This window comes from Brevibacillus choshinensis (genome assembly GCF_001420695.1).
Classification (GTDB): Bacteria; Bacillota; Bacilli; order Brevibacillales; family Brevibacillaceae; genus Brevibacillus; species Brevibacillus choshinensis.
On the sequence record NZ_LJJB01000013.1, the window covers coordinates 1,394,007 to 1,410,788 of the forward strand.

Sequence of the window (16,782 nt, forward strand, 5' to 3'; positions counted from 1 at the left end):
GAACAAGGCCTGTGTGACTTTACCCTCACACAGGCCTTTGCATTACTTGTATTTTTCATGCAGCTGGGCTGCGATGATATTTTTCTGAATCTCGGATGTGCCTTCGTAAATTCTCGTAATGCGTGCATCACGGTAAAAGCGCTCAATCGGATACTCAGCAATATACCCGACGCCGCCATGAATCTGTACCGCTTTGTCCGCTACCCGATTGTACGTCTCTGATCCGAGCAGCTTGACCATCGCCGCTTCTTTGATCACTTTCATCTGTTGATCGACCATCCATGCGACACGGTAGACCATCGAGCGCAGTGCCTCTGTCTCCATGGCCATTTCAGCTAAGTAATGCTGGATTATTTGCTGCTCAAAGATCGGCTTTCCAAACTGGACCCTCGTGTGAGCATAATCAAGCGACATTTCCAATAATTTATCGCACGAGCCCAGATTCCGTGCGGCCAACCCGGCGCGTCCATTGGTCAATATTTTCAAGGCGTTTACATACCCTTGCCCTTCTTCTCCTAGCACATTTTCCGCAGGGACTTCACAATCCTCAAAAAATAGCTCAGCCGAATGCGACCCGTGTAGCCCCATCTTTTTTTCTTTTTTCCCTACGTGAAAGCCAGGGAAATCCCTCTCTACGATAAAGGAAGTGATCCCCTTCGACCCTTTCGTAGGGTCTGTCACTGCCATGACCGTAAAGATGTCTGCGATAAAAGCATTCGTAATATAGTGCTTGCTGCCATTGAGGATGTACTTGTCGCCCTTTTTCACAGCGGTCGTCCGCAGATTGGTCGCATTAGACCCAGCGCTTGGTTCTGTCAAAGCAAAAGCGCCGATCCGCTGACCAGATGCCATATCAGGCAGATACTTTCGCTTTTGCGCTTCATTTCCGATCTCTACGATACCGACGGAGCCGATCCCTATGTGCCCGCCAATGACGGTCGTATAGCCATTGTGCGTACGTCCCAACTCTTCTGATGCCGCACATTTTCCGACCATCCCTACTCCTAATCCGCCGTACTCTTCCGGTATGCTGAGGCCAAACAGCCCCATTTCCTTTGACATCTCCATGATTTTCTCGGGAATTTCATCTTTTTCTTCGATTTCCATCGCGTATGGCTCCACTTCGTGATCGATAAACTCGCGTATGCCTCGTTTCAACGACAGGATCTCATCAGACAATCGAAAATCCATAAGACTCATTCTCCTCGCTCAATCAGGATATGGGGAAGAATCTTGCACAGCATGTTGCTTACAGATATACCAGACAGCCTCTCTTTTCCAACTCAATCAAGCAGTCCGTTACCCTCAGGTTCTTGTTCCATCTCAAGTCGAGCTTCTCTAGGTATTCCAGCTTCAATACCGAATGAGGAATTTCTGGGATGTCGTTATCCCGTAAATCCAGCTCGATGAGATTCGCCATGCCCCCGATTTCTTCAGGAACGCTCTGCAATCGATTGGTCCGCAGATTCAATCGTCTTAGTTTTTTGAGGTTGCCAATCGAGTCAGGCAGCCCTGTTATTCGATTGTCGCTCACATCTAAAACTCGCAGATCTGTCAATTCCCCCAGCGAAACCGGTAGCCGCTTCAGTTGATTTCCATAAAGATGAAGCTCTCGCAATGAGGCAATTGCGGTTAACGCATCAGGCAAAGCCTCGAGCAGGTTGTTGTACAATCGCAATTCGACTAGGCTCTTCCATCCATCTATATTCGCGGGAAGCTCTGTTAATTGATTATCTGTGATGTTTAAATAACGTAGTTTGTGAAGCTGGCATAGTTCATTCGGAATCGTTTTAAAATGATTGTCACTCAGGTACAGAAAGGCATCCAAATTTTGCAGCATCCCGAGCTCTGCTGGCAGCTCTTTGATCTTATTGTGACCTAAATCGAGCATCTTGAGGTTTTGCAGATTTTGAATTCCCTTTGGGATCTCCTCCAGCTCGTTTCCTGCATAATTCAATACTTCCAATTCGGGATGAGCAAAGACTTCTTCCGGTATCTCTTTGATTTGATTGTTAAAAATACTCAACTCGATCAGGGAATCGGTCGCAAATACTTCTTCCGGTGTATCGGTCAGGCCTCGTCCATCAAAATTGAACCTCATATAGATTTCCTCCCCTAAAGAGCGAGATGATCGCTTTGGCTTTTCCTATCTTATTTTAGATAGGAAATCAATCTCCTGTTTTTGCCATCAAAAAAACCCCTGGAATCACTCCAAGGGTCCTTGCACACTTCCGTTTATTTCAGATCCAGCGTCGGGATAAAGTCGGAGAAAAATTTAAATTGCTGTGTTGCAAATGTAGTAAAGTCGTCCGGTGATTTATACACAGCAGACATACCGCGCTCGCTCGCGAACTTCTTGAAATCTTCTGACTCGACAGCTTCCTTCAAGGCATCCGCCAAGACTTTCTTAAACTCGGCTGATGTACCCTTTGGCAGGACAAATCCACCCCAGCCAACTACTTCCACATCGAATCCCTTTTCTTTCAAAGTTGGGATATCCGGAAAGTTTTTATCGCGTTCTGCACTCATCACAGCCAGCACTTTCAGTTTCTTTGATTCTACGCCGCTTTTCACTTCTCCCAGGCTGACTGCTACCGCATCTACGTGGTTGCCCATCAATGCTGTCACTGCCGGAGCAGCACCGTCAAAGGGAATATCGGTAAATTGCACATTGGCTTTGTTCGCAAAAGCGGTAGAAGCGATATGCCAAATGGATCCTACCCCGGAATTGCCCACCTTGATTTTTCCTTGATTTTGTTTAGCGTACTCCACGAATTCTTCAATGGTGTTATACGGTGCATCAGCTGGAACCGTAATGGCAGCAGGAATCATCGTCGCCTGACCAAGCAGGTCGAATTTGCTAGGCTCTAATTCAGATAGTCCAAGTGCTTTGTGCATGGTCATCTCTACGGGTACATATCCAAACGTATATCCGTCGTTTGGGCTGCTCTGGACAAAAGACATGCCCACACCACCCGTACCTCCCGTCTTGTTCACGGTAACGATCGGTACTTTCAGCTTTTCTTCCATGTTCTTGGCGATGATGCGTGCTGTACTGTCGGATGCTCCCCCTGGTGCGTAAGGAACGACAAGGGTGATTTCTTTCTCAGGGTACTTTTTTCCCTCTGCCTGCCCTGCTTGTCCACCAGCCTGCCCACCCTGTGAGCTACATCCCACCATGAGTGCGAACGACAGCCCGATCAGTCCCCATACGATTTTTTTCATTCGATGACCCTCCTATTGGCTTTTTTTTATTTGCTCTGACATGGTACAGCAGCAAAGAATAAGTCTGTACCACGGGACTACATCTCTACATCTCCCGCAAATCCCGCTTTCTTTTTCTTCACCTCCGCAAGGACACTAAAGAAGAGAACAATCAGGGATAGCACGAGCAGCGTACCGGAGATCGGTCGTGCAAACAAATGCAGCACGTTGCCGTCAAGCATTTTGATCGACTGCAGCAAAGAGTTTTCCATCAATTTGCTCAGGACAAAGGTCAAGACGATCGGCGCCATCGGGATATCCAGCTTTTTCATGATGTAGCCCGCAATCCCAAACACAAACATGACGCCAACGTCCCACAAACTGTTGCTGACTGTATAAGCTCCGATGATGGAAATGATGAGAATGAGCGGGTAAAGCAACTTGGGAGGTACCGCTGCAATCTTGGCCCACATCCCTGCCATCGGAAGATTCATGATTAATAGGATGAGGTTGCCGATAAACATGCTCGCGATAATCGCCCACACAAAATCCGGGTTGTTTTGAAAGAGTGTCGGCCCCGGGGTCAGTCCGTGCATGATGAAAGCCCCCAGGATGATCGCGATGGTAGGTGAACTAGGTATTCCTAACGTGAACAAAGGAATTAATGCAGCCCCGCAGTACGAGTTGTTCGCTGTCTCTGGACCTGCCACCCCTTCAATAGCCCCTTTCCCAAAGCGGGAAGGATCCTTGGCAATTCGTTTCTCCAAGGTGTAGGAAAGAATCGCGGGAATGACCGAGTTGGAGCCAGGAATCAGCCCGACGAAAAATCCCAATCCCGTTCCTCGTCCGATGGCATTGAGCGTCGGTCTCCACTCCTCCTTACGCGGGAGGAGTCCTTTTACTTTCGCTGGCTTGTCCAATTTCTGCAGATTTTCCATTCCGTACAAGATTTCCGATAGACCAAATAAGCCCATGGCTACCGTGACGAGATCCAGGCCATTCATCAAGTGTGCTTCACCAAACGTAAAGCGAACAGCACCCGAGACGGGGTCCATTCCGATCAAAGACAGAATCAAGCCGAGAAACGCAGCGATCAAGCCACGAATCAAGGATCTGCCCATGAGACCAATCACCATGATCAAACCGAAGATCATGAGGGCAAAAAATTCAGGAGGTCCAAACTTTAGCGCCAATTCTGCCAATGCAGGACCGATAAAGGCCAGGCCGATAATCGATATCGTTCCTCCGATAAAGGAACCGATCCCTGCCACTCCCAAGGCGACGCCCGCTCTTCCCTGCTTTGCCAGCGGATGTCCATCCAGACACGTAATGACAGACGCCGCTTCACCTGGTGTATTGATCAAGACAGAAGTGATCGTCCCCCCGTACATAGAGCCATAGTAAATTCCCGATAGCATGATGATGGCCGATACTGGCTCCATCCCAAAGGTCATGGGGATCAAAAGAGCTGTCCCTGTGGTTGGGCCGAGTCCGGGAAGAACCCCTACCAGCATCCCGACCGTAACACCGATCAGGCAGTACAACAGATTCCACCAGGTGAAGGCTGTCTCAAATCCACCTATCAATTGTCCTAATGCTTCCATCTTCCCCCTCCTTACCAGCCGAACATGTTAACAGGCAGTGGAATCGTAAAAAATGATTTAAAAACGAGAAATAGCACGATCGAGACTCCAGAAGAAATGCCCAAGCCTGTGTACCATTTATACTCCCGGCGCAAAAGAATGAAGAGGAGAACCGTACTTGCAATAATAAAACCCGTCACATTGACAATGACCATGAAGATGACAACCGACAGGATGACGGACAGGATGTTCCCCATTTCCCGTCCTTTCGGTAAAATATCGGCCCAGGTAATCACTTCTTTTTTCAGAGAATGCCAGATGTAGGCAATGCCGATCAGCAAGAGAAACCCGCTGAGCCATACGGGAAACAGCCCAGGCCCCGGACCAAATTTGGTATAGTACTTCAGCGAGAATGATTGGACAAAAATAACCAAGGCAAAAAGAACCACGATGACTCCGACCCAGACTCCAGCATTTTGCCTTTTCATCGAACCACATCCTTATCGGGATACGTCTGCTTTTCCGTATTGAAAACGCTTTCATACTTCTCGGCATCTCGCTCGCCCATTGATGCGATTTGCGTGCGGATGTGACTTCCTTTTTACCCTTCCGATTTTCTGGCACAAGATGCACGTACCAGCAGCTCCGGCTTAATCACGATTTGCTTGGGTGGAAACGGCTCTTCCATGGTCAAACGATTTTTGAGGATAATTGCTGCCTCTACCCCGATTCTCTTGAGAGGCTGCGTCATAAGCGTTAGCGGTGGTTGAATCAACTCCCACTGACTCAGATCCCCATAGGAAATGATCGAGATATCCTCGGGAAAGCGCCATGCTTGTTCTTGAATGGCTTTTAGCATCCCGACCGTCATCGTGTTGTTGCAGCAATAGATGGCAGTCGGCGGGTCAGGCAAGAACAACAGCTCGATCGTTGCTTTGTACGCATCCTCGGCTTTAAACTTACCCGAGACCAGCAGCGCCTCGTCATCCGAGCATCCAAAATGTCTAAGTGCATCTACAGCGCCCTCGTACCGCTCTTTTCCGATTGAGCTGTTGGTGGTTCCATAAATGAACCCGATTCGTCTATGCCCTAACGAATGCAGGTAGGCGATGGATTCGTAAGAGCCGTAATAATTGTCATCGACGATGTAGTCCGTCGTAATGCCCTCTACCTTGCGATCGACCAGAATGACTGGAATCTTATGATCCAGAACTTTCTGAATCATGTCTGCATTCCCGCTCGTCGGAACGAGGACCAGCCCATCCACCCGCTGTTCCAAAATCAGCTGCAGGAGCTCGCGTTCGGTCTTTGGATCTTCATTGTGACTCATAACCAGCATGTGATAGTGACTGGAACGAATCTTGTCCTCGATTGTCTTGGCAATCGACATCATGTACGGATTGGAAATATCCTGAACGATGACCCCGACCTTGTTCGTCTTGGATGCTTTCAAGCTTCGCGCATTGGCATTGACCTGATAGTTCAGCTCCTGAATCGTATCGGTTACTCTTTTGTAAATCCCACTGCTAACATATCCTTTGTCATTTAACACTTTTGAAACAGTACCAATCGATACGCCGGCATGTTTTGCTACGTCTTTAATCGTGACTTTTTTCATCGATACCTCCAAAACATAGTAAAACGTTTCACCGACATTATAGCATTCGCTGTTGGAAACGGAAATACAACGATCCGTCCCAAAGGAGGGGAGCAGCGTCAACTACGACTGGTACACACCCTCGCTCGAGATTTCGGCGAGTTGTTGCAGACGTGCTTGCAAAGCCGTTCTCTCCTCTTGAGTCAGATCCAGCTGCGGTTCTCGCATACGCCCTACCTCGACCCCTCTCATCCGCAAAGCTGCTTTGAAATAGGCCATGTTGCTCCCGTTTTTTAGCGTTTCACAATAGTGGACCGCGATCCGCTGCAACTTTCTCGCCTTTTCCAAATCGTTATCTAAAAACGCCTGATAGAGGGCTACAAACGGCTCCGGGTAGACGCAGGAAACACCGGATACAGTCCCTTCACAGCCCATCGCCAACCCAGCCAAAAACAAGCGGTCTGTCCCATGCGATACAGAAAACGTGCCCTGATTCACCGCGAGATACTCATTTGTTCTCAGCATATCCGGGTAGCTATACTTAATCCCAATCACATTTTTGCAGGAGTCCGCGATTCTTTGAACCACATCGCTCTTCAGATCATTTGCGGCACACTGCGGTATATTGTAAAGGTAGACGGGAAAATCCGCTGGGACACTGGAGGCTACTGCTACAAAATATTCTTCCAGTTCTTTGTCTGTTGCTCCAAAGAATACGGGTGTTACCACCCCAACACCGTCTGCACCGACTTCGTGCGCGTGTCTTGCCAGTGCAATCGTGTCTTCTTGATTCATGGAACCGACATGGATAAAGACCGTCGCTCGATTCGCTGCCGCTTTCACGACGGTTTCCGCTACGTCTTTTCGCTCCTGAATCGACAAACGGAGCATTTCTCCTGTTGTTCCCAATGGATAGAGACAGTGAACACCCTTGGAAATCAAAAACTCTGTCAAGTTTCTCATCTGATCGTGATCGACCTGACCACCCTCACCAAACGGGGTTACCATCGCTGTTGTTACACCGTATAAATGCTTCATTTCGCCATCTCCTCATCATTACATTTTCTACTTCCTTCACTTCGGGCTCCCCTAATCCACGCTATTCAAACGTGCTGTGACACCATCTGAAAAGCCTTTGACGAACAGAGCTCCCACCGTCGCTCCGGGGTCCTGATGGCCGATAGAGCGCTCCAAGTACCTACCTGCTCTGCCGTGTCGCGATTGCATCTCGATGGTTTGCTTGGCTCCCTTTTCTGCCGCTTCTGTGGCTGCCAGCATGATTTGCCCCAGGGACTTGCCCTCGTTCAGAGCCGCTTCCATTGCTTCGACTGCTGGAACCAAGGAATCCAGAATCGTCTTATCCCCGACATTTGCTTTGCCTCGTTCTTTCAATCCTTGAACCATCGCCTGAAAAAGAACGATGACCTCGGAAGACGAAAGCTCGGTTTTCCCCTGAATAGCTTTGCCCGCTCGGAACAATGCCGATGACATCAAGGTTCCCATCGTAGAGGCGACGGCTTCTCCCATCTCTAGCGCACTGCTCATCAATGCCTTTCCGATATCATTTTGAGTTGACGCACGCAGATGATCGTTGACTGCACGCAATCCGTTTGACATCGTCAGCCCAATATCGCCATCTCCTAAAGCACCATCCAATTTGCAAAGGAAGTCTTTGTTTTCATCCATGATCTTACCGATTTCTTGCAAGATCGCCTGAACGTCACTAAACACGAGTGCCTCTCTCACACCATTCTCTCCCTTCTTCTTTTATTTCTGCATCTGGAACGGCGTTTGGAAGGGGGCATCGAGCAATGAACGCAGCTCATCATCCAGCTTTAAAATGGAGACAGACAACCCAGCCATTTCCATAGAGGTCGCAAATTCTCCAATATAAGGTCTATAGATGCAAATCCCCTGCTCTGCCAGAAGCTGGTGCACCGAACGATAGACGACATACAGCTCTTCCAATGGAGTCGCCCCCAAGCCGTTAATCAGAACCGAGACGTCATGGCCCGCTTCAATCGGCATGTCTTGCAGGATCGTGGATACCAAGGTCTTGGCCACTTCTTCGGCTTTCTCAATCGTTCCTCGATGAATGCCAGGTTCCCCGTGGATGCCCATTCCGATTTCCATCTCTCCGTCTCCGATCGTAAACGTCGGATGCCCAACCGCTGGAAGAATACACGGAGTCAAGGCCACACCCATCGTACGTACATTGGCATTCGCCTTTTCTGCGACCCGCTTAACTTCGTCGAGAGTAGCCATCTGTTCTGCTTTTGCACCAGCCAGCTTGTACAAGTAGAACATCCCTGCAACACCGCGTCGTCCAGCCTCGTTTCCTTTTGGCATGGAAGCTACATCATCAGTAGCCACGACCGTCTCTACGCGAATGTCTTCCATCTCCGCGAGTTCTGCCGCCATATCAAAGTTCATGACGTCGCCGCCGTAATTGCCATATATGTATAAAACGCCTGCATCACTATGAATCGCGCGGGTTACGTCCAGCATCTGCCTTGCACTCGGAGAGGCAAAGATGTTTCCGATTGCTACGCCGTCCAGCATACCGGGTCCCACATAACCGAGGAACAGCGGTAAATGTCCTGATCCTCCACCTGTCGCGATCGCAACCTTACCTATAACAGGGCCATCTGCTCTCATCAGTGCACGATTGTCACTGCGCACACTCTTCAGCTGGTCCGAGTGAGCGAGAAGCAATCCTTCTAACATTTCATCTACTACGTTCTCGGGATCATTCAGGAATTTTTTCATGCGATTCACCACTTGGCTCATACAATCCCCTCCATGACTTTTTTGGTTGTGCGAGTCATTTCAATAGTTAATGAAACGTTTCACCAAACTCCAAAATAACGGGCCCATCATTCAGGTTGTAAAAGTAAAATTTTACGTGATTGATTGGCCCTTTTTTACTGATCACTTTCATTTTTTTAATGATGTTCTGGTTCCTACCTACTTTTTTTCAGAATGCCATCCGAGGATAGTGAAACGTTTCAATCTATAACAAAAAAATATAGGAAAAAACCTTATACAACTTAAGAATTCCGTGTAAATGAACTGAATTTTCCGAATGAAACGTTTCAATGAAATCAGTATAAATGGAGAGCGCATTCAATTCAATCCTTAAATTTTAAATTTTTTCATTTTTCTATCTCTCTTCGAAAAATGAAAGCGATCTCCTGGTTGCAACTAGGGATCGCTTCGTACTCTTTATTTTCCTTCCTCTTTTGGCAATTCAGGATACACCCACGAAGCTGTCTCGGCGTCCACAAGCATTCGTACGAGGACGCTCAGCTCCTCTGGCTTGTACTTTTGCAAAAACGTAGTCACACCGTATTCGATCCTCTCATGCAGAGCTCGATGAAGATCGAACAATTCTTTGCCTAGCGGCGTAATGCGGAACAAGATTTCTTTCTTGTTATTGGGCAAGTACTCTGTTTCAATCAGCTTTCTTGCCAGCATTCTTCGTGTGATTTTGGAGACGCTCCCCTTTGGAATGGAAAACTGCTTGGAGATGGTGATCCCATTCACTGGTTCGAAACGCCCGATGGCATCCAGTACGTGCAGCTCCATTACTGTCATTTCTTTTAGCAGGTCTACGATGACGGGGTTTTTGCAATTTTCGACGAGCCATTTCCTCTCCTCATCGTCTTCTGTTTCAAACCGTTTTTGAATCTTACCGAATAAACCTATGATTTCCTGTATGAGCGGATCCTGCTTCATGGAGAGGTCTCCTTTTCGATCGTGTTCTCTTTTTATCAGTATACCAAGGAAACGACGTTCCATAAAGTTTCCACGAAACCATATTGACTTATCTTAGCGGCTGTTGGTAATATTGTTTCCAAGAAACCATTTTGGATTTTACAGGAGATGATCATGATGAATCATCGCACCATCGCCCAGGCATTACGCGCTGGAGGTCCTGAAGTGATAGAAGTCAACCGGGAAGATCTCGCTCCCCTCCAAAAGGGAGAGGTGCTCGTCCGGGTCAAAGCAGCTGGTCTTAATCATGTTGATTCGCTGGTTCGGTCCGGTTCCTATTCCTTTCAATTCCCGTTTCCGTACGGAGTAGGTGTGGAAGGCGCTGGAGTTATCGAGGATGTTGGAGCGAATGTGAGCTTGCAAGCGGGCTACCGCGTATGCTGGACAGGAGTGTTTGGTTCTTGCGCAAATTACGTCATCGCAAACGCCGACATGCTGACAGCTCTCCCGGACGAATTGAGCTTTGAAGTCGGTGCCAGCCTTGCTCATGCAGGCTTGACCGCTGGGGGTCTCGCGCGTCACTGGCCACTGCAAAAAGGATCTTATGCAGTAGTATGGGGTGCTGCTGGGGCTGTCGGGCGACTTCTTGTCGCATTTCTGGCTGAGCACGGGGTACATGTCATCGGGATTGCCAGCGGGCATCGAGTTGACGTGGTCCTCGCCTCCGGAGCTGTTCATGCCATTGATCGGACGTCAAGGGACGTCAAACAGGCTGTCCTTGCGTTTACCAACCAGCAAAAGGTAGCAGCCGTATTTGATCCTGTCGGTGCCGAGACGTTTCAAACAAACCTGGAACTGATCGCTCCACGTGGGTGCCTGATTAATTACGGGCAATTGTCCGGTTCATTGCCTACCATCGACCTGAAGCAACTCATGATGACTGGTTCCATCTTCGTAACCAAATACGGTCCTGGCGGAGTAAGCGGAGCCACGGAGATGAGAACGATGATTGGTGCAGCCCTCTCTCTCGCTTCGAGTCGTCCCGTGTTGATTGGCAGCTCCAGACGCTTCCCTCTCACACGTACTGCTGACGCCTACCGTGCGATGGATTCCGGTGTGACTGACAAAGTACTGGTCCTCCCCGACGAACCGGTCCACTAGCGCCTCCTGATCCATCGACCTCACCAAAAACAGCCGAGGCCTCCTGTAGTTTCAGGAGACATCGGCTTTCTTTTTCTACACTGACAGGACTTCTTCTACAACATCGGAGTGATCGTCGGCCCCAAATCCTTTGGAACGAAGTTCGGAATAGACAGGACCGGCAATTCCATGATATTGCGCTGCTTGCCCGTCCCATAGTAGTCCTCTTCCTTTTGGGCGAGGGTAAAGCCAAAAGCCTCTAATGCGCGAATGGATTTGATATTCGATTCGCTGACGGTTACCAGTACCTGCTGGAGCGTGGATATCTGGCGCAGGGCTTGCAACCTAGCCTCAATCAGTTTTTTGCCGATTCCTTTGCCCTGATACTCTTGGTGCACGTTGCTGAAAAGCAGCCATCCCGTCGTTTGATACATATCGATTCCCGCACAGCCAAAGCCGATCAACTGACCATCATGAGTCGCCTTGAAGATCAGGTCGGGAAAAAGCTCGATGTACTTCTTCAATTCGTGCAAGTTCATTCGGTCCGGCAGCGTCAAATCCGCAAGCTGAATCATCTCCGAAAAATCGTCCCGTCTTGCCTGTTCAATTCGTACGTCCATCCTCCCACGCCTCCTTCCATCTTCTGTATGACATAACTGTACCAAAGGCATGTTAAGACAGAATGGATGCAATGTGGAAGCTATGTAAAATCATTGAAAAAGCCGACAATTCCTTTCATTCGGAACCGCCGGCTTGGGAAGAACTTCTGTTATGTTGTCTGGATGATGCTGCTTACTTTTTAACCGAAGGCATGACACCTTCAGGGATCGGATTCACGTAAGTAGAATTACCCAAGCGTTGTTTCAACTCAGCTTTGGCTTGGTCGATCATCTCTGGATTTTTCAACATGTCTATTGCTGTAGAAGCCATGACTTTACCCGCGTGCAGCATTCCTTTGTGTGCCATAGAGGTCGCACCGAGCGTTACCCATTGCCAGGAGTGGAGCGACGAGCCGTTGATAAAGCAAGCCATTGTACATTGAGCAGTTGGTGTGATCCAGCTTACGTCACCAACGTCCGTGGAACCGTTTAATGGTCTCAGTTCCCCCGTGTACGAATTGAGCCAGGTCACCATATCGGCATCAGGGCCACCTGGTGACTGAACTTCAGAGGTACGCAGCTCTTGTTCACTCAGCGTTGCTCGTACGGCCTTTGCCAATTGAAGCTCCTGCTCATCGTGAACGGGAACACCGAGTTCTTGGAAGTTGCGGTACATTACTTGCTCCAGGGTCTCGTTTTGTACAAGGTTGGAACACGCTTTGTCAAACACGATTTCCACTTCGGTTTCGGTCATGAGGGCAGCACCTTGGGCGATTTTGCAGACACGTTCGTAGATCTCTTGCACTTGAGCCACGATCGGTGCACGCACCAGGTAGAGCACTTCAGCATACGGCTGCACGACATTCGGGGAAAGGCCGCCTGAATTGGTGATCGCATAGTGCACGCGCGCTTCAGGAATAATGTGCTCACGCAGGTAGTTCACACCGACGTTCATCAGTTCCACTGCGTCCAGGGCGCTACGTCCGAGATGGGGACTAGCTGCTGCGTGGGAGCTTTTGCCTCTGAACTTGAAGTATACCTGATAGTTGGCCAGAGAATTCATCGCCATGATGCTGTTGTAACCCATTGGGTGCCAGCAAAGGGCAAAATCCACGTCGTCAAACAATCCTGCTCGTGCCATGAAGGTCTTGCCGGATCCGCCTTCTTCACCTGGGCATCCGTAGTAGCGAACCGTACCAGTTAGATTATTTTCTTCCATGTATTGCTTGACGGCAACCGCTGCTGCCAGAGAAGCGGTACCGAGCAGATTGTGCCCGCAACCGTGTCCGTTCGCTCCTGGCACCTCTGCTTCTTGTTTCGCTTGCCCTTTCTTTTGGCTCATGCCGGAGAGGGCATCAAATTCTCCCAAGATCGCCACAACTGGGCTGCCACTTCCGAAGCTTCCGATAAAAGCCGTCTTGATTCCGCCGACGCCTCTCTCTACGGTAAACCCTTCGCTCTCCAGGGTGCTCGCGAGCAGTTCTGCCGACTGATATTCTTCAAAACGCGTCTCCGCAAATTCCCAGATGCGGTCGGCTACTTTGATAAACGACTCTCTTTTGCTTTCGATCATGTCTGCAATCCGTTGTGTATGCATGTAGAAACATCCTCTCTATTTGCTGTAAGGTTTGGCGAGTGCGACTAATAGAAGGGTTTCTTAAGTAAGAAGCCGTCTTGCAATGCGATTCAACAGCTCGACAGTGCGCGGAAGAATTTCTTCCTGAATGTCGAACTTCGGATGGTGGTGAGGGGCAGGAATGTCTGTCCCAATGGACATGTAGGTTCCTTTGCCGCCGAGATCCTGAACACGCTTGATCAGGAAGCTCGCATCCTCGCTGCCCATCGCGTTGTATTCGCCTTTTTTAAAGGAGTGGAACCCTTCAACATGTCTGGCCTCACCCAGTGCGAGATCCGCCATATCATCATCGTAGTTGATCGGGATGGCGCCGCCGATCACCTCGATTTCATGGTCCAGCTCGTGCATGGCCGCAGCACTTGCGATTATGTTGCGTACCCGTTTTTCCACCTCTGCATTGACTTCTTCTGACTCCGAGCGAGTCTCGACGATCATCTTCGCATAGGCAGGAATGATATTTGCCGCTGTTCCGCCTTCGAGCACACCGACGTTTACACGAGTAGCTGCTGTGCTAAAACGCGTAATCGCATGAATGTTCAATAAGGCAGTCGCCGCTCCCAAGAGTGCATTTTTCCCGTGCTCAGGAGATGCTCCTGCATGAGAGGAAACTCCGTGGAAGTGTGCCAGCAATTTCGTGGTCGCCAGCAGGCCGTGGGATCCGCCGTGTACTTCACCCAATGGCACATTGACGCCCAAATGGTGGCAGAAGATGTAGTCGACGTCGTCCACGATCCCTTTCTGAACGATGGAATAGGCACCGCGCACGCCTTCTTCTGCCGGTTGGAAAATCAATTTGACTGTACCGGAAAAATCGCCATCCGCGAGCTTTTCCGCCAGCCCCAGACCAATGGTGGTATGACCGTCATGCGCACAAGCGTGCATGTTTCCCTCATACTGTGAGCGGAATCCGTTCGCCTGCGGGAAATGATCCGCGTCTTTGCTCTCTAGTACAGGCAAAGCATCCATATCGAAGCGGAAAGCAACGGTAGGTCCATCCGCTTTCCCTTTTTTCACACCGATTACAGCCGTGTAGCCGCCACGCATTTTTTCAGCAATGGCAGGGTTCGCGCCATCTCGCAACGCTCGTTCGTAAGCTTCTTCCAACACTCCCTGCGCTGGCAGGCCTCTTCGAGAAGGCCCGTCCAACGCTTCTTGTCCATAAATCACTTCATAGCCCAGGGAAGTCAGAATCTCCACCACTTTTGTAGCTGTGCGAAATTCCGTAAAACCAACTTCCGGATGCATGTGAAAATCTCTTCGTAACGAAACCAGATCCAACATCACTCATACCTCCTGTTATCTCTGGGGCATTCTCAAGCTTACAAATGTGGATATACCCCAGGACCGATTGGCAAACCTACGAAATACCATACGATCAGCATTAATGTCCAAAGAATAAAAATCGCAATCGGATACGGCAGAATCAAGGAATAGTAGGTTCCCAGCTTGGCATCCTTTTTGTACTCCTGCAAGAAGCCCAGGAATAGCGGGATGAACGGCGACACGATCGCGAACGGAATCACGGACGAGTCAGCAATCCGGAATGCGATTTGCGCGAATGCCGGATGGAAACCAAGTGCCATAAACATTGGAATGAACACGGGTGCCAAGAGAGACCAGATCGCAGAACCACTGGCAATAAACATGCAGAGGAACGCGGACAGGAACATCAAGCCGATAAAGACGGGTGCTCCGGTCATGTTCATTTTTTCTAGAACATCCGTAATGGACAGGGCGAGGAAGCTACCCATGTTACTCCAGTTAAACATCGCAACGAATTGCGAAAGTGGGAAAACCATGACGATGAAACCAGCCATACCTTTGATCGGATCCGTCAGCAAAGCAGGAATATCGTTTTGTTTTTTGATCATGCCTACTCGGATACCATACGTGATTGCTACCGTGAAGAAGAACAGCAAGATGACTGGCACAATTCCTGAAATGAATGGAGAAGGAACGATAGTGCCCAGTTTTGGATCGCGGAGCAGACCATTTGCTGGCACAACCAGTACGGCGATGACAGCTAGGAATGCCAATGCAGCGATACCTGCTGCACGCAATCCTTTCTTTTGAATATCGGACAAATCTTCCAGCTTCTGTCCTTTTTCACCTTTGTAAACACCCAGTTTTGGCTCGACGAACTTGTCTGTGATGAAACCGATGATCGCGGACAGCAAAATGACGGAAGCGGACATGAAGAACCAGTTGTCCAATACGCTGACGGTTACATTCGGATCAACGGATTTGGAAATCTCCGAGCTGATACCGGAGAGCAAGACGTCCGTGGTCACGATCAGCATGTTGGCGGTAAAACCTGAACCAACACCGGCGATCGCTGCCAACAGACCTGCTACTGGGTGACGACCTACAGCAAGGAAAATCAATGCTCCCAGTGGAGGCATGATAACGAAAGCAGCATCAGATGAAACATGGCTAAAGAAGGCGATAAACGCTACCAGATAGCTGGCATACCGAGCACTGACGCGCAACGACATTTTGCGAATGACGGCTTCTAGAAGTCCGACTTTCTCAGCAAGCCCTACCCCTAACATCAAGGTCAAAATGGAGCCAAGTGGTAAGAAGCTTGAGAAGTTTTTGATGATATTGGGCAACAGCCATTGAAGTCCCTCTTGGCTGAGCAAGTTTTTCACTGCTAACTGTTCATTTTTAATTGGGTCCATCGCAGTCACATGAAAAAAGGACAAAAGCGCGGTAACAACCATTAAAATGGCAATCAGATAAAGGAACAGCATAAATGGATTTGGCAGCTTGTTCCCAACCCGCTCGACCCATTTCAAAAGGCCAACTCCATCTGAATGTTGCTCATGTCGGTTCGTCTTTACTGGTTGTGCACTCATAGAGCAATCCCCCTTGGGCCGTTTCTTAATTTCTTTCTCTTGCATAATGCTTAGTGAGTGAGTGATCAGTCTTCCTCCACGAAAAAATGAAAGCCCTTTCAATTTCGCTTCAGAAAATAGTAAGCATGTTACTCCTTTCGTAATTTCCGGCTGATTCGTCATTATACGAATATAAAGAGACAATTTCGTTTAATTAAATTATATAGCGTGCTTTAATTTTTTTCAACACAATTGTTAGACTTCTTGCAAAATACAAAAGCTTCCATTTACAGTTTGATTTAAGAAAATCGCGATAATCAATCTATTTTGGAGGAAGAGAAAAAAGGAGAAAACACTCCAGCTTCGTAGGAACACCTGCAGGGGGTCAACCCTGTCCATGTAGGGTGTAGGCCGGAGCGCAGATCGGAAGCCTGCTTCTCCCACCTCACCTAAGTTGATTTATACAAAA

At 48.9% G+C, this 16,782-nt stretch carries 15 protein-coding genes; 1 reads left to right on the plus strand and 14 read right to left on the minus strand.

Features of this window, described 5'->3' with window-relative positions:
- Positions 1 to 42 precede the first annotated feature (42 nt).
- From AN963_RS27030 to AN963_RS27075, 10 genes are all read right to left on the minus strand, one after another.
- The gene (locus tag AN963_RS27030; RefSeq protein ID WP_055747583.1) at positions 43 to 1,191 is read right to left on the minus strand and encodes an acyl-CoA dehydrogenase family protein; all 1,149 of its coding nucleotides are present in this window, start codon (positions 1,189 to 1,191) and stop codon (positions 43 to 45) included.
- 58 nt (positions 1,192 to 1,249) lie between these two features.
- Positions 1,250 to 2,101, minus strand: coding sequence for a leucine-rich repeat domain-containing protein (locus AN963_RS27035; RefSeq protein WP_055747584.1), 852 nt, complete (start codon positions 2,099 to 2,101; stop codon positions 1,250 to 1,252).
- 134 nt (positions 2,102 to 2,235) lie between these two features.
- Positions 2,236 to 3,225 (minus strand): tripartite tricarboxylate transporter substrate binding protein, encoded by a 990-nt coding sequence (locus tag AN963_RS27040; protein WP_055747585.1) that lies wholly within the window; start codon positions 3,223 to 3,225, stop codon positions 2,236 to 2,238.
- A 77-nt stretch (positions 3,226 to 3,302) separates the two neighbouring features.
- Positions 3,303 to 4,808 carry a tripartite tricarboxylate transporter permease gene (locus tag AN963_RS27045; RefSeq protein WP_055747586.1) on the minus strand — a complete coding sequence of 502 codons (1,506 nt, stop codon included), beginning with the start codon at positions 4,806 to 4,808 and terminating at the stop codon, positions 3,303 to 3,305.
- 11 nt (positions 4,809 to 4,819) lie between these two features.
- Positions 4,820 to 5,275 (minus strand): tripartite tricarboxylate transporter TctB family protein, encoded by a 456-nt coding sequence (locus AN963_RS27050; protein WP_055747587.1) that lies wholly within the window; start codon positions 5,273 to 5,275, stop codon positions 4,820 to 4,822.
- 113 nt (positions 5,276 to 5,388) lie between these two features.
- A complete protein-coding gene (locus AN963_RS27055) occupies positions 5,389 to 6,405 on the minus strand; it encodes a LacI family DNA-binding transcriptional regulator (protein WP_055747588.1) in 1,017 nt (338 codons plus the stop codon).
- A 102-nt stretch (positions 6,406 to 6,507) separates the two neighbouring features.
- The gene (locus AN963_RS27060; RefSeq protein ID WP_055747589.1) at positions 6,508 to 7,422 is read right to left on the minus strand and encodes a dihydrodipicolinate synthase family protein; all 915 of its coding nucleotides are present in this window, start codon (positions 7,420 to 7,422) and stop codon (positions 6,508 to 6,510) included.
- Between the two features lie 51 nt (positions 7,423 to 7,473).
- Positions 7,474 to 8,130 (minus strand): dihydroxyacetone kinase subunit DhaL, encoded by a 657-nt coding sequence (gene dhaL, locus AN963_RS27065; protein WP_055747590.1) that lies wholly within the window; start codon positions 8,128 to 8,130, stop codon positions 7,474 to 7,476.
- A gap of 21 nt (positions 8,131 to 8,151) precedes the next feature.
- Positions 8,152 to 9,174 (minus strand): dihydroxyacetone kinase subunit DhaK, encoded by a 1,023-nt coding sequence (locus AN963_RS27070; RefSeq protein WP_269084414.1) that lies wholly within the window; start codon positions 9,172 to 9,174, stop codon positions 8,152 to 8,154.
- Positions 9,175 to 9,609: 435 nt separating this feature from the next.
- Entirely contained in the window at positions 9,610 to 10,122 is a 513-nt protein-coding gene (locus AN963_RS27075) for a MarR family winged helix-turn-helix transcriptional regulator (protein WP_055747591.1), read from the minus strand.
- Positions 10,123 to 10,275: 153 nt separating this feature from the next.
- On the opposite strand from AN963_RS27075, the gene AN963_RS27080 reads away from it, so the two are divergent.
- Positions 10,276 to 11,262: a zinc-binding dehydrogenase gene (locus AN963_RS27080; RefSeq protein WP_201783782.1), complete on the plus strand. Its 987-nt coding sequence runs from the start codon at positions 10,276 to 10,278 to the stop codon at positions 11,260 to 11,262.
- A gap of 95 nt (positions 11,263 to 11,357) precedes the next feature.
- Here AN963_RS27080 and AN963_RS27085 read toward each other — a convergent pair whose 3' ends face one another.
- From AN963_RS27085 to AN963_RS27100, 4 genes are all read right to left on the minus strand, one after another.
- Complete coding sequence (locus AN963_RS27085) at positions 11,358 to 11,861, minus strand: GNAT family N-acetyltransferase (protein ID WP_055747593.1); 504 nt, start codon at positions 11,859 to 11,861, stop codon at positions 11,358 to 11,360.
- A gap of 172 nt (positions 11,862 to 12,033) precedes the next feature.
- Positions 12,034 to 13,437, minus strand: coding sequence for a M20 family metallopeptidase (locus tag AN963_RS27090; protein WP_055747594.1), 1,404 nt, complete (start codon positions 13,435 to 13,437; stop codon positions 12,034 to 12,036).
- Between the two features lie 60 nt (positions 13,438 to 13,497).
- Positions 13,498 to 14,757: an amidohydrolase gene (locus tag AN963_RS27095; protein ID WP_055747595.1), complete on the minus strand. Its 1,260-nt coding sequence runs from the start codon at positions 14,755 to 14,757 to the stop codon at positions 13,498 to 13,500.
- 38 nt (positions 14,758 to 14,795) lie between these two features.
- Positions 14,796 to 16,334: an AbgT family transporter gene (locus AN963_RS27100; protein WP_055747596.1), complete on the minus strand. Its 1,539-nt coding sequence runs from the start codon at positions 16,332 to 16,334 to the stop codon at positions 14,796 to 14,798.
- Positions 16,335 to 16,782 lie beyond the last annotated feature (448 nt).